Origin of the sequence: Serratia sp. CY38905, from assembly GCF_052168875.1 — a bacterium.
Lineage (GTDB): Bacteria > Pseudomonadota > Gammaproteobacteria > Enterobacterales > Enterobacteriaceae > Serratia > Serratia sarumanii.
Window position 1 is genome coordinate 346,557 of record NZ_JBJNLV010000003.1, and the last position, 24,634, is coordinate 371,190.

Consider the following 24,634-nt stretch of genomic DNA (forward strand, 5'->3'; position numbering starts at 1 on the left):
AATGTTCCAGCAAGAAGTTACTATTACCGCTCCGAATGGTCTGCATACTCGCCCTGCCGCTCAGTTCGTTAAAGAAGCCAAAGGCTTCGCGTCTGACATCACCGTGACCTCCAACGGCAAAAGCGCCAGCGCTAAAAGCCTGTTCAAACTGCAAACTCTGGGGCTGACTCAAGGGACCGTAGTGACAATCTCCGCTGAAGGTGAAGACGAGCAGAAAGCCGTTGAGCACTTGGTAAAACTGATGGCAGAGCTTGAGTAATCGGCCCGTCTTTTTAGTTAACACCAGTCAAGAGTAAGGTAGGGTTATGATTTCAGGCATTTTAGTATCACCGGGCATCGCTTTTGGTAAGGCTCTCTTGCTGAAAGAAGACGACATCGTCATCAACCGGAAGAAAATCTCTGCTGATCAAGTAGAGCAGGAAGTCTCGCGTTTTCTGGCCGGCCGCGCGAAAGCGTCCGAACAGCTGGAAGCGATCAAGACCAAAGCTGGCGAAACCTTCGGCGAAGAGAAGGAAGCTATCTTCGAAGGCCACATCATGTTGCTGGAAGACGAAGAGCTTGAGCAGGAAATCATAGCCCTAATCAAAGACGATCTGGCCTCCGCAGACGCCGCCGCCTACACCGTGATCGAAGGTCAGGCGAAAGCGCTGGAAGAGCTGGACGACGAGTACCTGAAAGAACGCGCCGCCGACGTGCGCGACATCGGCAAGCGCCTGCTGCAGAACATTCTGGGCATGCCGATCGTCGATCTGGGCTCCATTCAGGACGAAGTGATCCTGGTGGCCACCGATCTGACCCCGTCCGAGACCGCGCAGCTGAACCTGGACAAAGTGCTGGGCTTCATTACCGATCTCGGCGGCCGGACTTCCCACACCTCTATCATGGCGCGCTCCCTGGAGCTGCCGGCGATCGTCGGCACCAGCGACGTGACCAAGCAGGTGAAGAACGACGACTACCTGATTCTGGATGCGGTTAACAACCAGATTTACGTTAACCCGACCGCTGACGTTATCGATCAGCTGAAAGCCGCCCAGAACCAATACATCACCGAGAAAAACGATCTGGCCAAGCTGAAGGACCTGCCGGCGATTACGCTGGACGGCCATCAGGTTGAAGTCTGCGCCAACATCGGCACCGTGCGCGACGTCGCGGGTGCAGAGCGCAACGGCGCGGAAGGCGTCGGCCTGTATCGTACCGAATTCCTGTTCATGGACCGCGACTCGCTGCCGACCGAAGACGAGCAGTTCCAGGCTTATAAAGCCGTGGCGGAAGCCATGGGCTCGCAGGCCGTGATCGTCCGCACCATGGACATCGGCGGCGACAAAGACCTGCCGTACATGAATCTGCCGAAGGAAGAGAACCCGTTCCTCGGCTGGCGCGCCATCCGCATCGCGATGGACCGCCGTGAAATCCTGCACGCCCAGCTGCGCGCCATCCTGCGCGCCTCGGCGTTCGGCAAACTGCGCATCATGTTCCCGATGATCATCTCCGTGGAGGAAGTGCGCGATCTGAAAGGCGAAATCGAGACGCTGAAGGCGCAGCTGCGCGAAGAAGGCAAGGCGTTTGACGAGAGCATCGAAGTGGGCGTGATGGTGGAAACACCGGCTGCGGCGGTCATCGCTCACCACCTGGCGAAAGAAGTCGACTTCTTTAGTATTGGGACAAACGATCTAACCCAGTATACTCTGGCGGTAGATCGCGGCAACGAGCTGATTTCTCATCTCTATAACCCGATGTCCCCATCAGTGCTAGGCCTGATCAAACAGGTTATTGATGCATCTCACGCGGAAGGCAAGTGGACCGGCATGTGCGGCGAACTGGCTGGCGATGAGCGTGCTACACTGTTGTTATTGGGCATGGGGCTGGATGAGTTCAGCATGAGTGCGATTTCAATCCCGCGCATCAAGAAAATTATTCGTAACACGAATTTCGAAGATGTGAAGGCGTTGGCAGCGCAGGCCTTGGCACAGCCAACGGCACAAGACCTGATGAATTGCGTCAATAAATTCATCGAAGAAAAAACGCTCTGCTAAACTTCCACGACACTGGAACGCCGCCCAATTTAATGCTTAGGAGAAGATCATGGGTTTGTTCGATAAACTGAAATCTCTGGTTTCTGATGACAAGAAAGACACGGGCACTATCGAGATCGTCGCTCCCCTTTCTGGCGAAATCGTCAATATCGAAGATGTGCCGGACGTAGTGTTCGCTGAAAAAATCGTTGGCGACGGTATCGCCATCAAACCGGCCGGCAACAAAATGGTTGCTCCGGTTGACGGCACCATCGGCAAGATTTTCGAAACCAACCATGCATTCTCTATCGAATCCGACAGCGGCATTGAGCTGTTCGTCCACTTCGGCATCGATACCGTAGAACTGAAAGGCGAAGGCTTCAAACGCATCGCCGAAGAAGGCCAGCGCGTCAAGAAAGGTGACGTGGTTATCGAGTTCAACCTGCCACTGCTGGAAGAGAAAGCCAAGTCTACCCTGACGCCGGTCGTTATCTCTAACATGGACGAGATCAAAGAGCTGATCAAACTGTCCGGCAGCGTGACCGTTGGCGAAACCCCGATCATCCGCATCAAGAAGTAATCGCGAATGAGCAAGAAAACGGCGCCCTCGGCGCCGTTTTTTTTATCCCCTTCGTCGTATCCCGATTTCGCTACGTTATGACGGCCAGCGCGGGATGCGCAGGGTAATGACCAGCCCCTCTTTATCGCCGTTGCGCGCCTCAACCTGGCCGCCGTGCGCCAGCACCACCTTGCGGGTAATCGCCAGCCCCAGGCCGTAACCCTTGCCCGACAGCGCCGACTTCACGCGCACGAACGGATCGAAGATGCTCGACAGCTTCGCCTCCTCGACCCCCGGCCCCTGATCGCTGACGGCGATCTGGAACTGGTTATCGACGCGCGTCAGCGCTACCGTCACCCGCTGGCCGTGGCTGGAAAAGCGCAGCGCATTGCGCACGATGTTGTCCACCGCACGCCGCATCAGCTCCGCATTGCCCTTGACGGTGTACTCCACGTCCGATTCGGCCTGCAGCACGATATCCACGCCGGGCACCTGCGCCTCGTAGCGCGCATCGCTCACCACCGCGTCCACTAACCCATAGAGATCGAAATACTCTTCGTCCGGCAGGCTGCTGTGTTCGGTACGCGACAACGCCAGCAGCTCGCCGATCATTTTGTCCAGCCGCCCCGACTCGTGTTCGATGCGCTTGAGCGAGGTTTCGACATTGCCGGCATTCTGCCGCGCCAGACCGATCGCCAGCTGCAGGCGCGCCAGCGGCGAACGCAGCTCATGCGAAACGTCGTGCAACAGCTGCTCGCGGGCGCTAACCAGCAGCTCCAGCCGCTCGGCCATGGTGTCGAAATCGCGCGCCACGTCGGACAGCTCGTCATGGCGGCGCCGCATCTTCGGGAACAGCCGCACCGAGAGATCGCCCTGCGCCACCCGATCCAGGCCGCCGCGCAGCTGACGCATCGGCCGGGTCAGGTTCCAGGCCAGTACGGCGCTGAACAGCAAACCGCCCAGCCCGCCGACCCACAGCATCGGCGCAGGAATGTTGAAGAAGTGGGAACGCCGCTCCGGCCGATACTCTTCCCGCAACGCACGCACGTTATAACTCAGCCAGTATCCCTGCCCTTCCCCGGTCTGCACCCAGGCAGAGATCTCTTTCGGCATCCGCCGCCCTTCAAACGCCGGTTCTTCCGGCGCGGGCGGCGGCGGTTGGGTCATCGGCGTCACCGACAGCAAACGCCTGTCGTCCTCGGGCCAATCGCGCATCAGGGCTTCCAGCGCCGGCATGCCACCGCTGCGCAACTGGGTGGCGGCAGAGGTCAGCTGCAGGCCGATCACCCGCCGCGCCATGGCGTTCTCCGGCGGCACATAGCGATCGCCATAGAGAGAAAACGCCACCCACAGCGCCTGCGTCATGATGAGGAAAGTCAGCCAAAAGCCGAGCAAAATTTTCCAGAACAGTCTTCCGCGCATATCAGGTTACCGAATGCGATAGCCGATGCTGCGCACCGTCTCGATAATGAGCTTACTGCCAGCCAACGCGCTCAGCTTCTGGCGGATATTGCTGATGTGCACGTCCACGCTGCGGTCATAGGCCTCGCGCGGGCGCCCCAGCCCCTTCTCGGACAGTTCGTCCTTCGACACCACGCGATCCGGCGCGCGCAGCAACAGCTCCAGCAGATTGAATTCCGAAGCGGTCAGATCAAACGCCTTGCCGCGCCATTCGCTGCTGCGGGTTGAAGGGTTCAGCGTCAGCTCGCCGAAGCTGATGGCGGCCTCGTCGTCCGCCTCCTGCGGCCGCTCTTCGAACCGGCGCAGCACCGCGCGCAGACGCGCCACCAGTTCGCGCGGGTAGCACGGCTTGGGCATGTAATCGTCGGCGCCCATCTCCAGGCCAATCACCCGATCGATGTTGTCGCCTTTGGCGGTCAGCATGATGATCGGCAGCCGGCTCTTTTTACGCACGTCGCGCAGCACGTCGATGCCGCTCATGTCCGGCAGCATGATATCGAGGATCATCGCGGTATAGTCGCCCGACAGCGCGCCCTCTACTCCCGCCTTGCCGGTCAGCACCAGCGTGGCGTCGAAGCCTTCGCCCGTCAGGTATTCGCTCAGCATGGTGCCAAGCTCCAGGTCATCGTCGACCAGTAAAATTTTCATGCCTTGCTCCTTCACCGATTTTCGTTATTTTCCCGCCAATTCCGCCGGCCCGCAGCCGGTTTTACTCAATCCTTACACATCGCGGTTCGCGTCTCGCCACCGTTAGTGTGGCTGCTGTCGCGCGATTTCTCTACTTCTGTCAGGGCATTGGCATGCAGGCAGGCGCCAGCCGCCATGCTGGCGGGGCGGATATGCCGTCGGTCAAAAGGGAAGTGCGAAGGGGTTTCCCGGCGGAACGCGCCGCCGGGAGGGCACATTCAGTCGAACACGCCGGTGGAGAGGTAACGGTCACCGCGATCGCAGACGATCGCCACCACGACGCTGCCGGGGTGGGCCGCCGCGACGCGCAGGGCACCGGCCACCGCGCCGCCGGAGCTGACGCCGCAGAAGATGCCTTCACGCTGCGCCAGCTGGCGCATGGTCTGCTCGGCATCGCGCTGCTCGATATCCAGCACCTGATCCACCAGCTCCGGGCGGAAAATGCCCGGCAGGTAAGCGGGCGCCCAACGGCGAATGCCGGGGATGCTGCTGCCTTCCGCCGGCTGCAGGCCGATGATCTGCACCTGCGGATTCTGGCTCTTCAGGTAACCGCCTACGCCGGTAATGGTGCCGGTGGTGCCCATGCTGGAAACAAAGTGGGTGATGCGCCCTTCGGTCTGGCGCCAGATCTCCGGGCCAGTGGTGGTGAAGTGGGCGTAGGGGTTGTCGAGGTTGTTGAACTGGTCCAGCACCTTGCCCTGCCCCTGGCGCTGCATCTCCAGCGCCAGATCGCGCGCTCCTTCCATTCCCTGCTCACGGCTGACCAGGATCAGCTCGGCGCCGTAGGCACGCATCGCCGCCTGCCGCTCCAGGCTCATGTTCTCCGGCATCAGCAGCTTCAGCGTATAGCCTTTGAGCGCGGCGATCATCGCCAGCGCAATGCCGGTGTTGCCGCTGGTGGCCTCGATCAGCACGTCACCGGGCTTGATCTCGCCGCGCAGCTCCGCCTGCTGGATCATCGCCAACGCAGCGCGATCCTTCACCGAGCCCGCCGGGTTATTGCCTTCCAGTTTGACCCATACCTCGCTGCCCGCCTGGGCGGCCAGCCGTTGCAGTTGTACCAGCGGGGTATTCCCGATGCATTGTTCGAGCGTTGTCACGATCTTTGCCTGTGTGTTGGTGTGCGTAAAGTAAAAAGGCAACCCGGGGGTTGCCTTGAATAAAAGGGCAGCTAAAACCTATCAGGCGCTTTTGGCTAACGCAACAGGTTGCAGCAGTTGATCGCCGGCATACAGCCGCGCATTGAGGCTGCCGACGTAATAACGGCCGCCGCGCACCGGGGTTGGGTTGCCTTCCGGCAACACCACGCCGATCGGCTCCTGATGCCAGCCGATTGGCTGCACCGTCAACTGCCAGAAGTGGCCACGCGGGCTGACTTCCAGCACCTGCACCGGCAGCGGGCAGCGCTCGCTGCTTTCGGTCGCCACTTCCATTTCCCACGGGCGCAGGAACAGATCGACGCTGCCCTGGTGCATCGGCTGGAACGACAGCGGCCACTGGTGCGCGCCGACGAACAGCTGGGAGCCGCGGATCTCGCCGTTCAGGCGGTTCACTTCCCCCATGAACTCCAGCACGAAGCGGCTGGCCGGTTCGCGCATGATCTCTTCCGGCGAGCCTACCTGTTCGATATTGCCCTGGCTCATCACCACGATGCGGTCGGCCACTTCCATCGCCTCTTCCTGATCGTGGGTGACGAACACGCTGGTGAACTTCAGCTCTTCGTGCAGCTGACGCAGCCAGCGGCGCAGCTCTTTGCGCACCTGCGCATCCAACGCGCCGAACGGTTCGTCCAGCAGCAGAATTTGCGGTTCCACCGCCAGGGCGCGCGCCAACGCCACGCGCTGTTTCTGGCCGCCGGACAGCTGCGACGGATAGCGGTTGGCCAGGTGGGCCAGCTGCACCATTTCCAGCAGCTGGGTGACTTTCTGTTTGATCGCCGCGGCGTTCGGCCGCTCGCGACGCGGCAGCACGGTCAGGCCGAAGGCGATGTTGTCGAACACCGTCATATGGCGGAACAGCGCATAGTGCTGAAATACGAAGCCCACGCGCCTGTCGCGCGCGTGCATGTGGCTGACGTCAGTGCCGTGGAAGCCCAGCTTGCCGCCGCTCTGGCTTTCCAGCCCGGCGATAATGCGCAGCAGCGTGGTCTTGCCTGAACCGGACGGCCCGAGCAGAGCCACCATCTCACCGGAAGCAATATCGAGCGAGATATCGTTCAATACCTTGGTGCGACCGAAGTACTTGTTGATGCCGTTAATCTCAATGCTCATGATTTTCCTCCCGCTCGAGACGCGCGTTTTGACGTTCCAGACGCCACTGCAGCGCGCTCTTCAAAAATAGGGTAACGATCGCCATCAGGGTCAACAGGGCGGCGGCGGTAAAGGAGCCGACGGTGTTGTAATCCTGCTGCAACAGCTCGACCTGCAGCGGCAAGCTGTAGGTTTCGCCGCGAATCGAACCGGACACCACCGACACCGCGCCGAACTCGCCGATGGCGCGCGCGTTGGTCAGCACCACGCCATACAGCAGCGCCCAGCGAATGTTGGGCAGCGTCACGCGGCGGAACATTTGCCAGCCGGACGCCCCCAGCAGAATGGCGGCCTCGTCTTCCTGGCTGCCCTGGCTGAGCATCATCGGCACCAGCTCGCGCACCACGAAGGGGCAGGTGACGAAAATGGTCACCAGCACCATGCCCGGCCAGGAGAACATGATCTGGATGTTATGCGCATCCAGCCAGCCGCCCAGCAGGCCGTTGCTGCCATAAAACAGCAGGTAAATCAGCCCCGCCACCACCGGTGAAACGGCGAACGGGATATCGATCAGCGTCAGCAGCAGCTGGCGGCCGGGGAAAGTGAAGCGCGTCACCAGCCACGCCAGCAACGTGCCGAACACCAGGTTGAACGGCACGGTGATCAGCGCGATCAACACCGTCAGCCAAATGGCGTGCAGCATGTCCGGATCGAGCAAGTTGCTCCACATCGCGCCGAATCCTTTGGAAAAGGCCTCGGCGAAAATCGATATCATCGGCACCACCAGCAGCAGCACCGAGAACAGCGCACCGATGGCGATCAGCGTCCACTTGCCCCAGTTGACGCGCGGGCGCTCGGCGCCGTTGAAGGCGGAAACATCAGCCATCAGTGCCCTCCTCCCAAGCGTCTGCCGAAGCGGCTTTGCAAGACGTTAATGCTGAACAGCAGCAGCAGCGACGCCGCCAGGATCACCGAGGCGATGGCGCTGGCCGCCGGATAATCGAACTCCTGTAAACGCACAAAAATCATCAGCGAGGTCACTTCCGTCTTCCAGGCGATATTGCCGGCGATGAAAATCACCGCGCCAAACTCGCCCAGGCTGCGGGTAAAGGAAATGGCGGTGCCGGCCAGCAGCGCCGGCGCCACCTCGGGCAATACCACGCGGCGGAAGCTCTGCCAGCGCGTGGCGCCCAGCGTCTCGGCCGCCTCTTCGTATTCCGGCCCCAGCTCTTCCAGAACCGGCTGCACGGTGCGCACCACAAACGGCAGGCTGGTGAACGCCATCGCTACCGCGATCCCAAGCCAGGTAAAGGTGACCTTGATGTCGAAGTGCGCCAGCCACTGACCGTACCAGCCGGTGGTGGAAAACAGCCCCGCCAGCGTCAGGCCGGCCACCGCGGTCGGCAGCGCGAACGGCAGATCGATCAGGCCATCCAGCAGCGAGCGGCCGGGAAAACGGTAGCGCGTCAGGATCCAGGCCATCAGCATACCGAACACCGCGTTGAACAGGCTGGCGACGCCGGCCGCCAGCAGCGTCACTTTATACGCCGCCACCACCTGCGGGTTGGAAATCACTTCCCAGTATTGCGCCAGGCTCATCTGCGCCAGCTGCATCACCAGCGCGGTGAGCGGCAGCAGCAGGATCAAACAGGTATAAAACAGGCTGCTGCCGAGGCTGAGGCCAAATCCGGGCAGCACACGCTTACTGGACGACAACGCCAACATTTACTTGCGCCCTGCCGCTAACAGCTGATCCAGCTCGCCGCCGGTGGCGAAGTGGGTTTTCATCACCTGCGGCCAGCCGCCGAATTGATCTTCCACGCGGAACAGTTGGGTATCCGGGAATTGCCCCTTCGCCGCCGCCATCGCTTTCTGGTCGTACACGCGGTAGTAGAAGCTGGTGATCACCTGCTGCGCCGCCGGGCTGTAGAGATAGTTCAGATAGGCTTTGGCCGCCTGTTCGGTGCCGTTGCGCTCGACGTTTTTGTCGATCCAGGCCACCGGGAACTCCGCCAGAATATCGACCGGCGGCACGATCACTTCGTACTTGTCTTCACCGTACTGCTTGCGGATGTTGTTCACTTCGGACTCGAAGCTGATCAGCACGTCGCCCAAGCCGCGCTCGACGAAGGTGGTGGTCGCGCCGCGGCCGCCGGTATCGAACACCAGCACGTTTTTCAGGAAGCGGGTCATGAAGGCGCGGGTCTTGGCCGCGTCGTTGCCGTCGGCCTGGCTGGCGGCGCCCCAGGCGGCCAGATAGGTGTAACGGCCGTTGCCGGAGGTTTTCGGGTTCGGGAACACCAGCTTCACGTCGTCGCGCACCAGATCGTTCCAGGTGTGGATGCCCTTCGGGTTGTCCTTGCGCACCAGAAACGCCATGGTGGAGTAGAACGGCGAACTGTTGTTCGGCAGGCGCGCCTGCCAGTCCGCCGGGATCAGCTGCCCGCGATCGTGCAGGATTTGCACGTCGGTGACCTGGTTGTACGTCACCACGTCGGCGCGCAGGCCCTGCAGGATCGCCAGCGCCTGCTTGGAGGAACCGGCATGCGATTGTTTGATGGTCAGCTTATCGTTCGGATGCTGTTGATTCCACTGCTGTTCAAAGCCGGGATTCAGCGCGACGAACAATTCACGGGAAACGTCATAAGAGCTGTTCAGCAATTCCGCCGCCGACGCGGCGCCGCTCGCCAACAGTGCAGCCGCCAGCCAACCTTTCAGCACGAGATTTTTAACCCGGTTTTGTTTCATTCTGCACCTTATCACTGAGTCATTCCTTCAGGCTTTCGCCTTATTGACGACCAGTGTATTTATAACTCGGTGCGGAGCTGTAACGCTTTTATATACCGTTTAGTGATTTACAAGCATCAAACGCTATAAGGCAGGGAATGCGAGGCGCTTTGGGGCGGGAAAACGGACCGAAGCCGGGCGAGCCGGCTTCGGCAACGGCGTCAAAGTGACAGCAGGCGAGTCAGCGATGGCGCGAAGTAGTAGCTGCCGGTCACTGCACGGCTGAAACGCAGCATCGCGTCGCGTTTGCCGTCCAGATCGCCGAACATGCTCAGCAGCTGCTGCTCGATATTGTGCAGGCGCGCGCAATACGCGATGAAGAACAGGCCGTGCTTACCGCTGGCGGTGCCGTAAGGCAGGCTCTGGCGCAAAATTTTCAGGCCTTTGCCGTTCTCTTTCAGATCGACGCGGCTGACGTGCGAGGTATCCGGGCGCTGATCGGCCGGCAGCTCTTCGCTGTCGTGCTTGGTGCGGCCGATAATCTGTTCCTGTTGTTCGGTGGTAAAGCGCTGCCACTGGCGCAGGTTGTGCTCGTAGCGCTGCACCAGCACGTAGCTACCGCCTGCGTCCTCTTCGCCTTCGGCGATCGTCGCCACTGCCGGGCGCTGCTCGCCCTGCGGATTTTCGGTGCCGTCGATAAAGCCGCTCAAATCGCGCTCTTCCACCCAGCGGAAACCGTGGGTTTCTTCTTCGATCTTGATGGCGTTGCCAAACGCCGCCAGCGCGGCCTGCGCCAGCGTGAAGTTGACGTCATGACGCAGCGACTGGATGTGGATCAGCATATCGCGCTGGGTGGCCGGCGCCAGCCCTTTGCCGAGCGGCGTGAACGGCTTCAGCTCTTGCGCGCCCTGGCCGCTGGAGAGATCGTGCCAAACATCGTAGCCGAAAGCGATCACCGCGCCGAGGCGCGCATCGGGGAACTGCTGCTGCAGCTCGCTCAGCGTCTGACAAAACTGCTTGCAGCCCTGGCGCAAGTCGGCGAACTCGCCCTGTACGCTGGCTTCCATAAAAATGGCGAAACGGCAGTGCTCCAGCAGAATGCCGCTCTGAACCTGTGTCATGTTGTTATCCTCAATACAGAATCCGGCAACAGGTAAGGTATGGCGGTTGACGCGCGGGTTCCCTGTTACAAACGCGCGCTATCATACCGCAAGCACGGGCGATTGCCTTGCAGCAGCGCAAAGAAAATAGGGGTAATGGCTTGAAAAGACAGGCGCCGCGAACCGACGCCCGTTGAACGCGTTACTGCTGCGGCTTGGCGTGCCAGATGATTTTGCTGACCGTCCAGCTTTTCAGAGTGTCGTCCGGCGGGATGATATCCTGCGCCCCGGCCCACTTGCCGCTGAAGATGTAGGTGACGTACTTGCTCTGCTCCGCCACGCACTCCACTTTACCGGCGTCTTCGCCGCTGCCCGGTTTACAGGAACCGAACGCCTTGCTGTACATGTCGCCGAACGGCGTGCCGAGCTTGTTGCCCCACTCCGTCGCCACTTGCGGATCCAGCACGTCTACCCGCTGCAGGCGCCCTTTCGGTTCGCCGGTGATCACCAGCTTCACCTCGTCGCCGGACAGCGCCTGGTAATAAGAGACGATCTGGCCGTTGCTGGTCGCCATGCCGCCGCGTAGGCGGTAGTTGCCGTCCAGCCCATCGTTGATGGCGCTTTCCGACATCGGCGTGCCGGCGTTGAGCTTGCCGACGCCCTTGGCGCCGACCTCCAGGCTGCTGCCGAACCAGTTGAACGGCGACAGGCTGGACCAGGAGAAATTGGACATGCTCGAACAGCCGGTCAGTAACAGCGGAAGCCCTAACAGCAGGGGGCGAATATTCATCTCTAGCTCCTTAAACATCAATGGCACGGGGCGGTAATCCGCCCCCGCCGCACTCGGCATTTTGCTGCGTGCCAGCCTCTCACAACGGCCCGCACTACGCCAACGGTTGCCAGCTTGGAGTGCGGAAAATGCGAAAAGTGCCGCACTTCTCGGCAATTAGTCGGCGTGCTCCGCCGGCGCAAAGCAGGCTTTCAGGCGCGCATTCAGCAACAGATAGCTTAGCGCCAGCGCATCGAGCAGCGCCAACGCCAGTTCCAGCCCCGGCGCATCGCCGTCCTGGCGCCACAGGCTGAACAGCGAGCCGCCGAGCGACGCCAGCAGGGAGACAGCCAGCCCCCAGCGCCAGCCGCGCCACAGCCGCGGCCATTGGTGGCGGCGGCCGCTCAGCAAAAACGCCAGCGCCGCCGGCAGGCCGAGCAGCATGCCGTACCAAAAACGTTGGGTATCCGGATAAAATAGCGCCAGCAAGCTTTCGCCCTGCTCGCGCGAAGCGCCGGCCATCACGAACAGCAGCCAGGTGCGCGCCTGCAAAATCAACACGGCCCAAAATCCCAGCGGCAGCCGCAGCGCGCCGTGCTGGTCGTAATCGTCCGGGGAAAACCGGGGTGAGAATGGCTTCAACGATCGTTCCTTGCCAACAGAATAAAGACTATGGCTACAGATGGGCGCCGGCGGCGGGAATTTCAATGCGTCGGCTTAAGAAGCTCTTAAGATCGGTGTGTTTTAATCGTTAGCACTTAACAAGCAGCCCGATATCAGCGGGATGTGATTTTCGATAACGATGATAAGGAAGCGCAACATGAAAAAACTGACTCTGGCCGCTCTGATCGCGCTGTGCAGCGCACCGGTACTGGCGCAACAAGGCGGGTTCCTCGATCCGGCCGCGCCGCAGGCCCAAACGCAACCCGCTCCTCAGGGCGGTTTCTCCGGCCCCAGCGCGGCGCTGACCACCGTGGACAAGGTGAAATCGCTGAGCGATGACACCTGGGTGATGCTGCAGGGCAATATCGAGCAGCGCATCGGCGACGACACCTATACCTTCCGCGATGCCACCGGCACGCTGACGGTCGAAATCGATCGCAAGCGCTGGAACGGCCAAACCGTTACGCCGAAAGACAAGGTGCAGTTGGAAGGCAAAGTGGATAAAGACTGGAGCAGCGTCGAAGTGGACGTGAAAACCGTCAAAAAGCTGCCGTAATGCACTGCGGCGGGCGGTGCAACGCCGCCGCCCGCCGCCCGCTCAATATTCCTGATCTTCGATCAACCGCTTGCCCAGGCTGGTGATGCCCTGGATCTCGTAGCCGAGCTTCTCGTACATCTCGACCACCGTGTCGTTGTCTTCGCGCACCATAATCTGGATTTTCGGGCAGCCACGGGCGATCAACTTCTTCTCCAGACGGTTGATCAACGCATTGGCGATGCCGCGCCCGCGATAGTCGGGATGCACCCCGAGGTAATACGCCGAGCCGCGGTGGCCGTCATAGCCGCCCATCACCGAACCGACCACTTCGCCGCCGACTTCCGCCACCAGGAACAGCTCCGGATCGTGGTTCAGCTTGCGCTCGATGTCCATTTCCGGATCGTTCCAGGGCCGCAGCAGATCGCAGCGCTCCCACAGGGTAATGACTTCTTCAAAGTCGTCTTGTCGAAATACGCGAATTTCCATCGATGTTGGCCGCTGTTAATTAAGGTGTTTATCTGATTATCGCGTGATTATTCACTTACGCAATATCAAACTGCGATTTACCGCGCTATTTGCCCAGAAATCGCCGGTAACAGGCGTAATAAATGGAAATAGTTATCGGGTCGATTAATGATTATCAATACGATATAACGTCGCAAAATAGAAACGTCGACGGAGCGTTGCGTAATGAAAAAGCAGGGTAAACCCTTCCTCAATTTTAAACCGCTTGCCGTTTCTCCGACGCGACGCCAACTTTTGCTTTCCGGCCTGGCGGTGGCGCTGCTCGGCGTGAAAAGCCAACGCGCCAGGGCGGAAGGCCTGCTGCGCAATCAGCACAGCAAGCCGGCGGCGAAACCGGCCGGAGCCAAGAAGCTGGTGATGATCGATCCCGGCCACGGCGGCATCGACTCCGGCGCGGTCGGCCACGAAGGCTCGCAGGAAAAACACATCGTGCTGGAAATCGCCAACCACGTGCGCCGTTTCCTGCATGAGCGCGATCACGTCGAGGCGCGCCTGACGCGTGAAGAAGACGAGTTCATTCCGCTGTTCCAGCGGGTGGAGATCGCCCACCAGCACCAGGCCGACCTGTTCATTTCGATTCACGCCGACGGCTTTACCAGCCCGTCGGCCTCCGGCGCTTCGGTGTTCGCCCTGTCCAACCGCGGCGCCAGCAGCGCCATGGCGCGCTACCTGTCCAACCGTGAAAACGCCGCCGACGACGTGGCGGGCGGCAAATACAAGGATCAGGACAACTACCTGCAGCAGGTGCTGTTCGATCTGGTGCAAACCGACACCATCAACAACAGCCTGACGCTCGGCCGCCACGTGCTCGGCCAGATCCGCCCAGTACACCACCTGCACAGCGACAGCACCGAACAGGCGGCGTTTGCGGTGTTGAAATCGCCGTCCATTCCCTCGGTGCTGGTGGAAACCTCGTTCATCACCAACCCGAACGAAGAGCGGCTGCTGGGCACCACCGCGTTTCGCGAGAAGATTGCCCGCGCCATCGCGGACGGCATCGTTAACTTCTTCGACTACTTCGACGCCCACCAACGCAAACCCCGCTGATGCCGCGGGCGGCGAATAAGAGTATACTCAGCGCCTTGTTCAGCCAGACGCTATAAAGACCCCGCATGAGTTTACCTAACATCGCTGAAGTAAAATCCTTCCTGCTGGCGCTGCAGGATCACATCTGCGCGCAGCTCGCCCAGGCCGACGGCGGCGCCGCGTTCACCGAAGACCAATGGACGCGTGAAGAAGGCGGCGGTGGCCGCAGCCGCGTGTTGACCAACGGCGCGGTGTTCGAACAGGCGGGGGTCAACTTCTCGCACGTCTCCGGCGCCACCCTGCCGGCCTCGGCGACCGCGCACCGGCCGGAGCTGGCCGGGCGCAGCTTCCAGGCGATGGGCGTCTCATTGGTTATCCACCCGCTCAGCCCCTACGTGCCCACCAGCCACGCCAACGTGCGCTTCTTCATCGCCGAAAAGCCGGGCGAGGCGCCGGTGTGGTGGTTCGGCGGCGGCTTTGATCTGACGCCGTTCTACGGTTTCGCAGAGGATGCCGTGCATTGGCACCGCACCGCGGCCGAGCTGTGCGCGCCGTTCGGCGACGAGGTCTACCCCAAATACAAACAGTGGTGCGACGATTACTTCTTCATCAAGCACCGCAACGAAGCGCGCGGCATCGGCGGCCTGTTCTATGACGATCTGAACACCCCGGACTTCGACCACTGCTTCGCCTTCACCCGCGCGGTGGGCCAGGGCTTCCTCGACGCCTATCTGCCGATCGTGGAAAAACGCAAGGCCTTGACCTGGGGCGAGCGCGAGCGTCAGTTCCAGCTGTATCGCCGCGGCCGCTATGTGGAGTTCAACCTGGTATGGGATCGCGGCACGCTGTTCGGGCTGCAAACCGGCGGGCGCACCGAGTCCATTCTGATGTCGATGCCGCCGTTGGTGCGTTGGGAATATAACTACCAGCCGGACGCCGATAGCCCGGAAGCGGCGCTGGCGCGCGATTTCCTGCCGGTGCGCGACTGGCTGCAGGAGCCGAAATGATGCAGATTTGGGTCGATGCAGACGCCTGTCCGAACGTGATCAAAGAGGTGCTGTTCCGCGCCGCCGATCGTACCGCCATCACCGTAACGCTGGTGGCGAACCAGCCATTGCGCACACCGCCGTCGAAGTACATCCGTTCACTGCAGGTGGCGGCCGGCTTCGACGTGGCCGACAACGAGATCGTGCGCCGCTGCGAAGCGGGCGATCTGGTGATCACCGCCGATATCCCGCTGGCGGCGGAGGTGATAGAGAAAGGCGCGGTGGCGCTGAACCCGCGCGGCGAGCGCTATACGCCGGACACCATCCGCGAGCGCCTCAACATGCGCGATTTTATGGATACCCTGCGCGCCAGCGGCATCCAGACCGGCGGCCCGAACGCGCTGAACCAGCGCGACCGCCAGCAGTTCGCCAACGAGCTGGACAAATGGCTGCTGCAAGCAAAGCGGGCGCAGTGATGAATGAACTGCGCCCTGCTCTGCTGCGGTTTAGAAGCGCAACTCCCCCCCGAAGATATAAGTCCGCCCACGGGCGGTGTTGGTCGGCGTGAAATCTTGTGACTGCGACGGCAGCGAATTCATCTTGTTCAGCGCGTCCGAGTAGTCCTTGTCCATCAAGTTTTGCACGCTGAGCTTCAGCAGCAGATTGCGATTCACCTGATAGGTGCCGTACAGATCGATAATGGTCGGAATATGCGGCGCCGGCTCCTTCATCAACTGTTCGTTTTCATCGAGAGTGGAATCAGGCGACAGGCGCACCGACTTGCCGGTGTATTTCACCACCCCGCCCAGCGTCAATGTCTCGTCCAGCAGGCGCACCCCGCTGTCCAGCGTGAAGTAGAATTCCGGCAGTTCGCTGACATCACCCGCGCCGAACACGTTGCTGGCCTGGTTGGTCGGCTGGGAGGTATGCTCCTTGCTTAACGACAGCTTGGTAAAGGCGAAACCGGCGTCGTACAGCGCTTCGAGCTCCACCCCGCGCATTTTGACCGGTTCTGGGGCGTTGCTGTACATGGTCATGCTGACGTTGACGTCCGCGTTATCCCACTCTTCCTGCGTCGCCTGCGAACGGTTGCATTTCTGGCGGTTTTTACACACCAGGTAGGTTTGGCTGGATATGTAGTTTTTGATCCTGGTTTCGAAATAGACCGCTTTCAGTTGGAAGCTGTCCTGCTTGAACAACAGATCGTGGGCATTGGCGTTGAAACCGCCCTGCCAGGTCTCCGCTTTTTCGCCTTTCAGGAACGGGTTCATCGACTGGCCGCCGCTGTTGGCGAAGAACACCTCCTGGATATTCGGCCCGCGCATCGACTTGCTGTAGCTGACGAACGGCTGCAGCCACGGCGTCACCTGCGCCGACAGCATGACCGACGGATTGAAACCCTGTTCATTGCGAGTGATATTGCTGGCGCCCTGCGGGAAGCACTCTACACGTTCGTCACAGGCCGGCTTATAGCCGGAGAGGCGATAGGCGGTGTAGTTCAGATCGAAATTCCCCTGCCAGATGCCGTAGTTGGCCTGCAACCCACTGTACAGGCTGGAGATATCTTGTTTGCCGGCAATGCCCACCGGCATGCTTTCCGCCTGATTGTCATCCGTCACCAAACCGGAGGCCTTTTTCTTATACTCGTTGCGCACCAGCTTGCCGCCGTAGCTGAAGGCGAAATCGACATCCTGCAGGCTGAAACGGCTGGTGTTGTTGATATCCAGCGCATCGGAGATGTTTTTCGCCGTGCTGTCGCTGAATCCCGCCATGTTGTCGGACATAAATTGCTGTTTGCCGCGGCTGGTGCTGGCGGTCAGGTTGAAATCGATCAGTTCCGAGAACGGCGCGTAGTGATATTTAAGGTAAAAATCGTCGCTGTCGATGTGGCGGCGGGTGATTTTATTCTGGTAGCTGCGCGCCGACAGTTCGATGCTGTTGAAGGCATCCGGCTTGATGTCCACCTTGAACAGCTGGGATTTCGGGTTCTGACGATAGGTTTTATCGACGTTGAACACCTCGCTGTCGAAACCGGCGCCGTTTTTGTAGTTGGAGGTGATGGAGCTGCCGCTGATGGCCGCCATCGCTCCCAGGCTGCCGCCGTCGGCAAAGGCGGCGGTTTTGGCGCCCACGGCGATCATGCCGCTGCGGCCGATGCCGTTATTGCCCACCGAGAATTTGGTGCGCACGCCGAACGGGTTATCGGAAAATACTACGTCGTCCACGCCGATAGTGCGGAAGTTGGCGCTGCCCGCCAGGGCGTTCACCCCAGCGGAGCCGGTGGCATTGCCGCGCGCCACGTCGACGCCGACGATAAAGTTAGGATCGATCAGCGCCCCGAACTGGCTGGTGGGCAATCCCCCGTGCGCTGCGTCGCTCGGCGAGTTGCCGTAGTAGTTTTGCGTGATGCCGTCGACCATGGTGTTGACCCGGCCAAAGCCGCTCAGGCCGCGGATATTGACGCTGACCGATCCCTGGCCGGGATCGATCTGGGTATAGGTGCCCGGCATGCTGCGCAGAATGCTGTCCACCGACTCCAGATTCTTGTTTTCGTCGCGCGAGCTGAACGCGCCCGGCCGGGCCAGCGCGTCTTTTTCGCTGCTTTTGCCGCTGTCGGCGGCCGAGACGTTCAGCGGGCTGAACGCCACGCTGCCTTTATTATTTTCCGCCTGTTCCTGCGCGGCCGCAGCCTGCCCGTACAGCGCCAGTCCCGCGCCGATCAGGCTCGCTATCATTTTGATTTTCATATATCCCCAGAAATAGCCAATAAGGTTTGATGGCCGACAATGCCCAGCAAAAAGCCCGCCGAAAGCGCGGCTAAAGGTTTTTATTGTTTTATTGCGCCGCAGCGTGCTGCGGCGCTAAAGGTTATTTCTGCGCCTGCCGGTCCGCCGCCAAAATAAAGGCGTACTCCAGCGCGCCGTTTTCCAGCCGCGCCAGGCGGCCCGACTTGCCGCCGTGGCCGGCGGTCATGTCGGTGGAGAGCAGCAGCAGCGAATCGCCCTGCTTGAAGCGCCGCAGCTTCGCCACCCATTTGGCCGGCTCCCAATACTGCACCTGGGAGTCGTACAAGCCGCTGGTAACCAGCAGGTTCGGGTAACGCTGCTTGCGCACGTTGTCGTACGGGCTGTAGGACTTCATCAGCGCATAGGCGGCCGGCTGGTGCGGGTTGCCCCACTCCTCGTACTCCCCAGTGGTGAGCGGAATGCTGTCGTCCAGCATGGTGGTCACCACGTCGACGAACGGCACCTGCGCCACCACCGCGTTGTACAACTGCGGCGCCTGATTGATCACCGCCCCCATCAGCAAGCCGCCGGCGCTGCCGCCCATGGCGTAGATGCGCCCTGGTTGGCCGTAGCCGTCTTTGATCAGCGCCTGGGTGGCGTCGATGAAATCGTTGAAACTGTTCGGTTTGTGCGTCAGCTTGCCCTGTTTGTACCAGCTCTGCCCCAGCTCGCCGCCGCCGCGCACGTGGATCAGCGCATAGACGAAGCCGCGATCCAGCAGGCTGATGCGGTTGGCGCTGAACGCTGGATCCATGCTCATGCCGTAAGCGCCGTAGCCGTACACCAGCAGCGGGTTATGCCCGTTTTTGAACAGCGATGTGCGGTACACCAGCGAGACCGGCACCTTCACGCCGTCGCGCGCCGTTACCCAGATGCGCTCGCTGTGATACAGGCTCGGATCGACGCCTTTCACCTCTTGCTGCTTCAGCAGGGTGCGCTCGCCCTTGTTCAGATCCCACTCATAGGTGCGGGTCGGCGTGGTCATCGCCGAATAGCCGTAGCGCAACCGATCGCTGTCCGGCTCGGGGTTATAGCCCAGCCAGGCCATGTAGCTGGCGTCGTCGAACGGGATGGCGCGCTCGGTTTTGCCGTCCCAGCTGATTTGCCGCAGCTGCACCAGCCCGTTGGCGCGCTCCTGCACCACCAGCCAGTCGCGGAACAGGCTGAAGCTCTCCACCTCGTGCTGCGCCTGCGGCGCGATCAGCGTCTGCCAGGGTTTGCCCGCCGCCGCCGTGCGGTACAGGCCAAAGTTCGGATCCTGATGGTTGGAACGCAGATAGAACTCGCCGCGGTAGTGATCGAGATAATACTCGCGGCCGTTCTGCCGGGCGGCGAACAGCTGCGGCTCGCGCTGCGGCTGGTTGGCGTCGATCAGGCGCACTTCGGAGGTGGTGTTGCCGCTGATGGTCAGAATCAGGTAATCGCGCGAGGACGAGCGGCCGAGGCTGAGGTAGAACGCCGGATCGTTTTCCTGGTACACCAGCTTATCTTCCGCCGTCGGCGTACCGTACTGATGGCGATAGACCTGGTATGGCAACAGCGTTTGCGGGTGGTTGCGCACGTAGAACAGGGTTTGGTTGTCGTTGGCCCACACCATGTTGCCGGAGGTGTTTTCCAGCGTTTCCGGCGACCAGCGTTCGCTGCCTATCTCGCGCAGGGAGATGCGGTATTGGCGGCGGCCCTGCAGATCTTCGGCCACCGCCAGCCGGCGGTTGTCCTGGCTGACGTCCATCGCCCCCAGGCGATAGTAGGCGTGGCCGGCCGCGCGCTGATTGGCGTCCAGCAAGGTTTGCCACGGCGCGTCGGCGGTCAGCGCCTGGCGCTGATACCGCGCGAAATCTTTACCGGCGGCGTAGCTTTCCTGATAGCGATAGCCGTTGAGCTGATACGGCACCGAACGATCGTCAGGGTTCATGCGGCCCAGCATCTCCTGATACAGCGTGGCGCGCAGCTTCTGGTACGGCGCCATCATCTGCTCGGTGTAGCGGTTCTCCGCCTTCAGATAGTCCAGCACCTTCTGCTCTTTTCGGCTGTCGTCGCGCAGCCAGTAGTAATCGTCGGTGCGCGTCTCGCCGTGGGCGGTCAGCGCTTTCGGCGCGCGTTCCGCCAACGGCGGCTGCGGTTGCGCCAGCGCGGCGCCGGCGACGCCTAAAGAAAGCCAGAGCGCGGCCGCGATGCGACGGCGCGGGGTGGATAACAGCGGATTCATAATCCCTCACGAAGTTTGAAAAGGCGCACGACGGCGATACGGCGCCTGCGGGCATTAACGGCGGGCATTCAGCTCCGCCAGATTGAAATCGATCGGCATCGTCACCCTGACGGCCCCCTGCTGCAGCATCTCCGGCGGCGGCGGCGGCAACGGCTGAGCGCGCGACACCACCGCTACCGCTTCCCGATCCAGCGACGCAGTGCCGGAGCGCACCAGCAGCGTAACGTTCGAGACCCGCCCCTGCGCGTCGACGCTGAAACTGACCTGCGGCATGCCGCTGCGCCGGCGGCTGCGGGCATCCAAAGGGTAATCCTTGATGCGGTTCAGTTTGCCTTTCACCAGGCTCTCCCACGACAGTTTGGCCTGCGCGTTGCTGTTGGCGTCGCTGTTGATCGGTGCGGCGGTCTGGTGAGAGAGCGTCTGCGCCTGCGGCGCGGCGGCGCTGGACGCGGCGGCGTTGCGCGTCTCTTTGGCCTGTTCCTGCGGCTTAGGCTGCGGCTGCGTTTTTTGCGGGGGGCGGCGTTCGGCGCGCTTCTTCTGCGCCGTCACGATTTTCGCTTTCTCGGCGCGCGCCAGCTTGGGCAGATCCGGCTGTTGCTGCTGCTCCGCCGGCTGCGCCGCAGCGGATTCCGCCTGCTGCACGCCCAGCGGCAGCGGCTTGCTTTCCGGCGCTTCAATCTGCGCCGCCCAGCTCATCATCACCGCCGGCGGTGGCAACACCACCGGCTCCAGCGCCGTCTGCGGCCAGTAAAACAACAGCACCAACGCCGCGTGCGCCGCCAGAGCGAGCAGCAGGCCGCGCGCCCAGCGCGGCTGCGGCAGTTCAAAGGCCGGGAGGGAGTAAGACTGACTTAACATAGGGGCATTAGCTTGCTTAATTGCGAATGATTGCAGATCACATTTACTAATGATAATCATTTGCAACTATAATTAACACCCCTTTTCACTCTCTTAACGTATTCATTTCACTGATGGTGTGATCCACAGGTAGTCTGCGGTGTTCGCATCGACCTGTACGCCCGGCTCCGCCAGCATCATCACCGTCAGCGCCGCCGCCGGTTGCAGATCCCGCACGTGCAGCGGCACCCCCACCGATTTGGCGGCGTGATAGCCACCGGCGATCAACAGCGCGGGCGTGGGCGCCGCCAGCAGGCGCTCAGCCATGCGCCGGTCGCGCTGCTGCTGGATCGCCAGCATCGCACGCAACTGGTCGGCCTCAATCTTGCCGCCGTGCGAAGTACGGATGGTCTCTTCCAGCGCCTTGCGCACCGCCGGCTGCGCCGATAGCTGCCCCGCCGGGAATTGCGGCTGCTGATAGAACGCAGTAATCTCGCTGCGATCCAGGTTGGCCGACCACAGCGGGTAAGGCGCGCGCATCGCCGCCATCGTCACCCCGCCATACAGCGCCCACTTCCAGCCCGGCTGCCAGGCGATCAGCTCCGCTACGCGGCCGTCGCGCACCGTCGGATCGCTCTGCAACCACTGCTTGACCTTGTCGACCTGCGCCTGTTGGTTCGGGTTGATCATCTCCATCAGCACGCTGCCCTGCGGCCGCCGCTGCGGCAGCTGCTGCACCAGCCATTGCTCAATCTGATGGTGGTAAGGATTGTCATGTTTCTCACCCAGGATCACCCGCGGCTGCTGCGCCAGTCGCGTCAACAGCTGCTCCGGCGTCAGGGTCGCGCCGCTGTGCAGATCGGTGATGCTCCCCAAACTCGCGACGTCGTTGGCCGGCGCCTTCACCGGCGCCTGGCTGCAGGCGCCGAGCGCCAACGCCGCCAATAAAATCAGGTATCTCATCATGTTGCCCCATTATCGAAAATGGCGACATTATAGATAATAATTATCATTTGCATATAGATCCGGCTTAATGATTTTTTTACGCGCCGATCGCCGGCTGCGCATTGCGTTGAAAAAGCATTGCGGGTATAACCAATAGCCATTCAGATATTTAGACGTCTATACGGATAGATTATTATGCAACCATCGGCACCCGCCGCAGGACAGTTCAAACGCAGCATGAAGGCCCGGCACCTGGTGATGCTGTCGCTGGGCGGCGTGATCGGCACCGGGCTGTTTTTCAACACCGGCTACATCATCTCCACCACCGGGGCGCTCGGCACGCTGCTGGCCTACCTGATCGGCGCGCTGGTGGTGTATCTGGTGATGTTGTGCCTGGGCGAGCTGTCGGTGGCGATGCCGGAAACCGGCGCTTTTCACGTCTATGCTTCGCGCTATCTGGGGCCGGCCACCGGCTATACCGTCGCCTGGCTGTATTGGCTCACCTGGACGGTGGCGCTCGGCTCCAGCCTGACCGCCGCCGGATTCTGCATGCAGTACTGGTTCCCGCAGTCGCCGGTGTGGCTGTGGTGTTTGATCTTCTGCGTGGCCATTTTCCTGCTTAACGTGGTGACCACCCGCTTTTTCGCCGAAAGCGAATTCTGGTTTTCGCTGATCAAAGTGGTGACCATTCTGGCGTTTATCATTCTGGGCGGCGCCGCCATGTTCGGCCTGCTGCCGATGAAAGACGGTACCCCGGCGCCGTTCCTGCATAACCTGACCGCTTCCGGCTGGCTGCCGCACGGCACGCTGCCAATCCTGATGACCATGGTGGCGGTGAACTTCGCCTTCTCCGGCACGGAACTGATCGGCATCGCCGCCGGCGAAACCGAGAACCCGGAAAAAGTCGTGCCGCTGGCGATCCGCACCACGGTGATCCGCCTGATGCTGTTCTTTATCGGCACGGTCTTCGTGCTGGCAGCGCTGATCCCGATGGATCAGGCGGGGATCGTCAAAAGCCCGTTCGTGCTGGTGTTTGAACGCATCGGCGTGCCTTACGCCGCCGATATCTTCAACTTCGTGATCCTGACCGCCATCCTGTCGGCGGCCAACTCCGGCCTGTACGCCTCGGGGCGCATGCTGTGGTCGCTGGCCCACCAGCGCACCCTGCCGGCCTACTTTGCGCGCGTCAATGCGCGCGGCATTCCGATCAACGCCCTGACCTTCAGCATGCTCGGCGGCGTGCTGGCGCTGCTGACCAGCGTGATCGCGCCGGACACGGTGTTTGTCGCCCTGTCGGCGATCTCCGGCTTTGCGGTGGTGGCGGTGTGGCTGAGCATCTGCGCGGCCCACCTTACTTTCCGCCGCGCCTACCTGCGCAGCGGCCAGCCGATAAGCGGCCTGAAATACCGCGCGCCCGGCTACCCATTGACGCCGATCCTCGGCTTTGCGCTGTGCCTGCTGGCTTGTATCGGGCTAGCGTTCGATCCGGAGCAGCGCATTGCGCTCTACTGTGGGCTGCCGTTCGTCGCCCTGTGCTACCTCACCTATTTCCTGACCCGGCGCGCCGGGCAAAAAACCGCTTTGGGAGAACAACATGTCGGTTAACAACCCCGTCGCCCGCCTGCTGGCCGAACATCCCACGCTGATCCTGGACGGCGCGCTGGCCACCGAGCTGGAAGCGCGCGGCTGCGATCTGACCGATCCGCTGTGGTCGGCCAAGGTGCTGATTGAAAATCCCGAGCTTATCTATCAGGTGCATCTCGATTATTTCAACGCCGGCGCCCAATGCGCCATCACCGCCAGCTATCAGGCCACGCCGCAGGGCTTCTTGCGCCGCGGCCTGGATCAGGATCAATCGCTGGCGCTGATCGCCAAAAGCGTGCAGCTGGCGCAGCGGGCGCGCCGCGATTATCTGGCCGAACACCCGCAGGCGGCACCGCTGCTGATCGCCGGTTCGGTGGGCCCGTACGGCGCCTATCTGGCCGACGGCTCGGAATACCGCGGCGATTACCGGCTGGCGCAGGATGACATGATGGCCTTTCACCGCCCGCGCATCGCCGCCCTAGCGGCCGCCGGCGTCGATCTGCTGGCCTGCGAAACGCTGCCGTCGTTCGCCGAACTGCAGGCGCTGCTGACGCTGCTGCAGGAATTCCCGATGCTCGGCGCCTGGTTCGCCTTCACCCTGCGCGACAGCCAACACCTCAGCGACGGTACGCCGCTGACGGAGGTCCTGTCCGCGCTGCGCGGCAACCCGCAGGTGTTGGCCATCGGCATCAACTGCATCGCGCTGGACAAGGTCGCCCCGGCGCTGCGTCAGCTGAACGCGCTGGCCGACAAGCCGCTGCTGGTTTACCCGAACTCCGGCGAGCATTACGATGCGGTAAGCAAAACCTGGCACGCCTGCGGCGGCGAGCACGGCAGCCTGGCCGATCAGGCGACGGAGTGGCGCGCGCTCGGCGCACAATTGATCGGCGGCTGTTGCCGCACCACCCCGCAGGATATCCGCGCCATCGCTGCGCGCTGCAAGGCATAAAAAAAGCCCCCGGCGCCAGCGG

24 protein-coding genes are annotated in these 24,634 nt (G+C 61.6%); 9 read left to right on the plus strand and 15 right to left on the minus strand.

The annotated features are described in order from the left end of the window. The first annotated feature begins 1 nt into the window (after nucleotide 1). Genes ptsH through crr form a run of 3 tightly spaced genes read left to right on the plus strand, consistent with a single transcriptional unit; the run spans nucleotide 2 to nucleotide 2,592 of the window. Nucleotides 2–259 (plus strand): phosphocarrier protein Hpr, encoded by a 258-nt coding sequence (gene ptsH, locus ACJ8MK_RS11155; protein WP_033635455.1) that lies wholly within the window; start codon nucleotides 2–4, stop codon nucleotides 257–259. A 46-nt stretch (nucleotides 260–305) separates the two neighbouring features. After that, the gene (gene ptsI, locus ACJ8MK_RS11160) at nucleotides 306–2,033 is read left to right on the plus strand and encodes a phosphoenolpyruvate-protein phosphotransferase PtsI (RefSeq protein ID WP_004936461.1); all 1,728 of its coding nucleotides are present in this window, start codon (nucleotides 306–308) and stop codon (nucleotides 2,031–2,033) included. A gap of 49 nt (nucleotides 2,034–2,082) precedes the next feature. Then, nucleotides 2,083–2,592, plus strand: a complete 510-nt coding sequence (gene crr / locus ACJ8MK_RS11165) for a PTS glucose transporter subunit IIA (RefSeq protein ID WP_004936467.1) — start codon at nucleotides 2,083–2,085, stop codon at nucleotides 2,590–2,592. A gap of 75 nt (nucleotides 2,593–2,667) precedes the next feature. On the opposite strand, the gene ACJ8MK_RS11170 is transcribed toward crr, so the two are convergent. The 10 genes from ACJ8MK_RS11170 to ACJ8MK_RS11215 form a co-directional block, all read right to left on the minus strand. Then, complete coding sequence (locus tag ACJ8MK_RS11170) at nucleotides 2,668–3,993, minus strand: ATP-binding protein (protein ID WP_060424422.1); 1,326 nt, start codon at nucleotides 3,991–3,993, stop codon at nucleotides 2,668–2,670. Between the two features lie 6 nt (nucleotides 3,994–3,999). Then, nucleotides 4,000–4,680: a response regulator transcription factor gene (locus ACJ8MK_RS11175; protein WP_033635459.1), complete on the minus strand. Its 681-nt coding sequence runs from the start codon at nucleotides 4,678–4,680 to the stop codon at nucleotides 4,000–4,002. A gap of 257 nt (nucleotides 4,681–4,937) precedes the next feature. Continuing rightward, nucleotides 4,938–5,819: a cysteine synthase CysM gene (cysM, locus tag ACJ8MK_RS11180; RefSeq protein WP_033638551.1), complete on the minus strand. Its 882-nt coding sequence runs from the start codon at nucleotides 5,817–5,819 to the stop codon at nucleotides 4,938–4,940. Nucleotides 5,820–5,900: 81 nt separating this feature from the next. After that, a complete protein-coding gene (gene cysA, locus ACJ8MK_RS11185; protein WP_033635460.1) occupies nucleotides 5,901–6,989 on the minus strand; it encodes a sulfate/thiosulfate ABC transporter ATP-binding protein CysA in 1,089 nt (362 codons plus the stop codon). Next, on the minus strand, nucleotides 6,979–7,854 hold the full coding sequence (gene cysW / locus ACJ8MK_RS11190; protein ID WP_033635461.1) for a sulfate/thiosulfate ABC transporter permease CysW: 876 nt from the start codon (nucleotides 7,852–7,854) through the stop codon (nucleotides 6,979–6,981). The genes cysA and cysW overlap by 11 nt, the downstream gene beginning before the upstream one ends. After that, nucleotides 7,854–8,693, minus strand: coding sequence for a sulfate/thiosulfate ABC transporter permease CysT (gene cysT, locus ACJ8MK_RS11195; RefSeq protein WP_019453852.1), 840 nt, complete (start codon nucleotides 8,691–8,693; stop codon nucleotides 7,854–7,856). The genes cysW and cysT overlap by 1 nt, the downstream gene beginning before the upstream one ends. Continuing rightward, entirely contained in the window at nucleotides 8,694–9,716 is a 1,023-nt protein-coding gene (locus tag ACJ8MK_RS11200; RefSeq protein ID WP_033635463.1) for a sulfate ABC transporter substrate-binding protein, read from the minus strand. 200 nt (nucleotides 9,717–9,916) lie between these two features. Beyond that, nucleotides 9,917–10,816 carry a Dyp-type peroxidase gene (locus ACJ8MK_RS11205; RefSeq protein ID WP_033649846.1) on the minus strand — a complete coding sequence of 300 codons (900 nt, stop codon included), beginning with the start codon at nucleotides 10,814–10,816 and terminating at the stop codon, nucleotides 9,917–9,919. Nucleotides 10,817–10,997: 181 nt separating this feature from the next. Beyond that, complete coding sequence (locus ACJ8MK_RS11210; protein ID WP_033635465.1) at nucleotides 10,998–11,585, minus strand: RpoE-regulated lipoprotein; 588 nt, start codon at nucleotides 11,583–11,585, stop codon at nucleotides 10,998–11,000. 156 nt (nucleotides 11,586–11,741) lie between these two features. Beyond that, complete coding sequence (locus tag ACJ8MK_RS11215) at nucleotides 11,742–12,206, minus strand: DUF2919 domain-containing protein (protein WP_041036188.1); 465 nt, start codon at nucleotides 12,204–12,206, stop codon at nucleotides 11,742–11,744. Nucleotides 12,207–12,384: 178 nt separating this feature from the next. Here ACJ8MK_RS11215 and ACJ8MK_RS11220 point away from each other — a divergent pair, with 178 nt between their 5' ends. Beyond that, nucleotides 12,385–12,783 (plus strand): YgiW/YdeI family stress tolerance OB fold protein, encoded by a 399-nt coding sequence (locus ACJ8MK_RS11220; protein ID WP_004936500.1) that lies wholly within the window; start codon nucleotides 12,385–12,387, stop codon nucleotides 12,781–12,783. A gap of 42 nt (nucleotides 12,784–12,825) precedes the next feature. Here ACJ8MK_RS11220 and ACJ8MK_RS11225 read toward each other — a convergent pair whose 3' ends face one another. Further along, entirely contained in the window at nucleotides 12,826–13,251 is a 426-nt protein-coding gene (locus tag ACJ8MK_RS11225; protein ID WP_004936504.1) for a GNAT family acetyltransferase, read from the minus strand. Nucleotides 13,252–13,455: 204 nt separating this feature from the next. On the opposite strand from ACJ8MK_RS11225, the gene amiA reads away from it, so the two are divergent. The 3 genes from amiA to ACJ8MK_RS11240 all read left to right on the plus strand — a co-directional run bounded on the left by amiA (nucleotide 13,456) and on the right by ACJ8MK_RS11240 (nucleotide 15,778). Continuing rightward, the gene (amiA, locus tag ACJ8MK_RS11230; protein ID WP_033654993.1) at nucleotides 13,456–14,337 is read left to right on the plus strand and encodes an N-acetylmuramoyl-L-alanine amidase AmiA; all 882 of its coding nucleotides are present in this window, start codon (nucleotides 13,456–13,458) and stop codon (nucleotides 14,335–14,337) included. A 65-nt stretch (nucleotides 14,338–14,402) separates the two neighbouring features. Continuing rightward, the gene (hemF, locus tag ACJ8MK_RS11235) at nucleotides 14,403–15,323 is read left to right on the plus strand and encodes an oxygen-dependent coproporphyrinogen oxidase (RefSeq protein ID WP_047571066.1); all 921 of its coding nucleotides are present in this window, start codon (nucleotides 14,403–14,405) and stop codon (nucleotides 15,321–15,323) included. Continuing rightward, nucleotides 15,323–15,778 (plus strand): YaiI/YqxD family protein, encoded by a 456-nt coding sequence (locus tag ACJ8MK_RS11240; RefSeq protein WP_004936514.1) that lies wholly within the window; start codon nucleotides 15,323–15,325, stop codon nucleotides 15,776–15,778. The genes hemF and ACJ8MK_RS11240 overlap by 1 nt, the downstream gene beginning before the upstream one ends. A 30-nt stretch (nucleotides 15,779–15,808) precedes the next feature. Here ACJ8MK_RS11240 and ACJ8MK_RS11245 read toward each other — a convergent pair whose 3' ends face one another. The 4 genes from ACJ8MK_RS11245 to ACJ8MK_RS11260 form a co-directional block, all read right to left on the minus strand. Further along, complete coding sequence (locus tag ACJ8MK_RS11245; protein WP_442517750.1) at nucleotides 15,809–18,049, minus strand: TonB-dependent receptor domain-containing protein; 2,241 nt, start codon at nucleotides 18,047–18,049, stop codon at nucleotides 15,809–15,811. A 121-nt stretch (nucleotides 18,050–18,170) separates the two neighbouring features. Further along, nucleotides 18,171–20,297 (minus strand): S9 family peptidase, encoded by a 2,127-nt coding sequence (locus tag ACJ8MK_RS11250; protein WP_077791428.1) that lies wholly within the window; start codon nucleotides 20,295–20,297, stop codon nucleotides 18,171–18,173. Nucleotides 20,298–20,351: 54 nt separating this feature from the next. Beyond that, complete coding sequence (locus ACJ8MK_RS11255; RefSeq protein WP_033649853.1) at nucleotides 20,352–21,155, minus strand: TonB family protein; 804 nt, start codon at nucleotides 21,153–21,155, stop codon at nucleotides 20,352–20,354. Nucleotides 21,156–21,257: 102 nt separating this feature from the next. Then, nucleotides 21,258–22,097 (minus strand): ChaN family lipoprotein, encoded by an 840-nt coding sequence (locus ACJ8MK_RS11260; protein WP_442517754.1) that lies wholly within the window; start codon nucleotides 22,095–22,097, stop codon nucleotides 21,258–21,260. 177 nt (nucleotides 22,098–22,274) lie between these two features. On the opposite strand from ACJ8MK_RS11260, the gene mmuP reads away from it, so the two are divergent. Continuing rightward, nucleotides 22,275–23,684 carry an S-methylmethionine permease gene (gene mmuP, locus ACJ8MK_RS11265; RefSeq protein WP_442517751.1) on the plus strand — a complete coding sequence of 470 codons (1,410 nt, stop codon included), beginning with the start codon at nucleotides 22,275–22,277 and terminating at the stop codon, nucleotides 23,682–23,684. Further along, complete coding sequence (gene mmuM / locus ACJ8MK_RS11270) at nucleotides 23,674–24,612, plus strand: homocysteine S-methyltransferase (RefSeq protein WP_440483298.1); 939 nt, start codon at nucleotides 23,674–23,676, stop codon at nucleotides 24,610–24,612. Before mmuP ends, mmuM begins: the two co-directional genes overlap by 11 nt. Nucleotides 24,613–24,634: the final 22 nt, after the last annotated feature.

Coding starts and splice junctions, on each gene's coding strand:
- cysW (WP_033635461.1), bottom strand. CDS start 7,854: ATGGCTGATGTTTCCGCCTTCAACGGCGCCGAGCGCCCGCGCGTCAAC.
- amiA (WP_033654993.1), top strand. CDS start 13,456: ATGAAAAAGCAGGGTAAACCCTTCCTCAATTTTAAACCGCTTGCCGTT.
- ACJ8MK_RS11255 (WP_033649853.1), bottom strand. CDS start 21,155: ATGTTAAGTCAGTCTTACTCCCTCCCGGCCTTTGAACTGCCGCAGCCG.
- cysT (WP_019453852.1), bottom strand. CDS start 8,693: ATGTTGGCGTTGTCGTCCAGTAAGCGTGTGCTGCCCGGATTTGGCCTC.
- ACJ8MK_RS11175 (WP_033635459.1), bottom strand. CDS start 4,680: ATGAAAATTTTACTGGTCGACGATGACCTGGAGCTTGGCACCATGCTG.
- ACJ8MK_RS11225 (WP_004936504.1), bottom strand. CDS start 13,251: ATGGAAATTCGCGTATTTCGACAAGACGACTTTGAAGAAGTCATTACC.
- ACJ8MK_RS11200 (WP_033635463.1), bottom strand. CDS start 9,716: ATGAAACAAAACCGGGTTAAAAATCTCGTGCTGAAAGGTTGGCTGGCG.
- ACJ8MK_RS11250 (WP_077791428.1), bottom strand. CDS start 20,297: ATGAATCCGCTGTTATCCACCCCGCGCCGTCGCATCGCGGCCGCGCTC.
- cysA (WP_033635460.1), bottom strand. CDS start 6,989: ATGAGCATTGAGATTAACGGCATCAACAAGTACTTCGGTCGCACCAAG.
- ACJ8MK_RS11205 (WP_033649846.1), bottom strand. CDS start 10,816: ATGACACAGGTTCAGAGCGGCATTCTGCTGGAGCACTGCCGTTTCGCC.
- mmuP (WP_442517751.1), top strand. CDS start 22,275: ATGCAACCATCGGCACCCGCCGCAGGACAGTTCAAACGCAGCATGAAG.
- ACJ8MK_RS11245 (WP_442517750.1), bottom strand. CDS start 18,049: ATGAAAATCAAAATGATAGCGAGCCTGATCGGCGCGGGACTGGCGCTG.
- ACJ8MK_RS11260 (WP_442517754.1), bottom strand. CDS start 22,097: ATGAGATACCTGATTTTATTGGCGGCGTTGGCGCTCGGCGCCTGCAGC.
- ACJ8MK_RS11210 (WP_033635465.1), bottom strand. CDS start 11,585: ATGAATATTCGCCCCCTGCTGTTAGGGCTTCCGCTGTTACTGACCGGC.
- hemF (WP_047571066.1), top strand. CDS start 14,403: ATGAGTTTACCTAACATCGCTGAAGTAAAATCCTTCCTGCTGGCGCTG.
- crr (WP_004936467.1), top strand. CDS start 2,083: ATGGGTTTGTTCGATAAACTGAAATCTCTGGTTTCTGATGACAAGAAA.
- ACJ8MK_RS11220 (WP_004936500.1), top strand. CDS start 12,385: ATGAAAAAACTGACTCTGGCCGCTCTGATCGCGCTGTGCAGCGCACCG.
- ACJ8MK_RS11170 (WP_060424422.1), bottom strand. CDS start 3,993: ATGCGCGGAAGACTGTTCTGGAAAATTTTGCTCGGCTTTTGGCTGACT.
- ptsI (WP_004936461.1), top strand. CDS start 306: ATGATTTCAGGCATTTTAGTATCACCGGGCATCGCTTTTGGTAAGGCT.
- mmuM (WP_440483298.1), top strand. CDS start 23,674: ATGTCGGTTAACAACCCCGTCGCCCGCCTGCTGGCCGAACATCCCACG.
- ptsH (WP_033635455.1), top strand. CDS start 2: ATGTTCCAGCAAGAAGTTACTATTACCGCTCCGAATGGTCTGCATACT.
- ACJ8MK_RS11240 (WP_004936514.1), top strand. CDS start 15,323: ATGCAGATTTGGGTCGATGCAGACGCCTGTCCGAACGTGATCAAAGAG.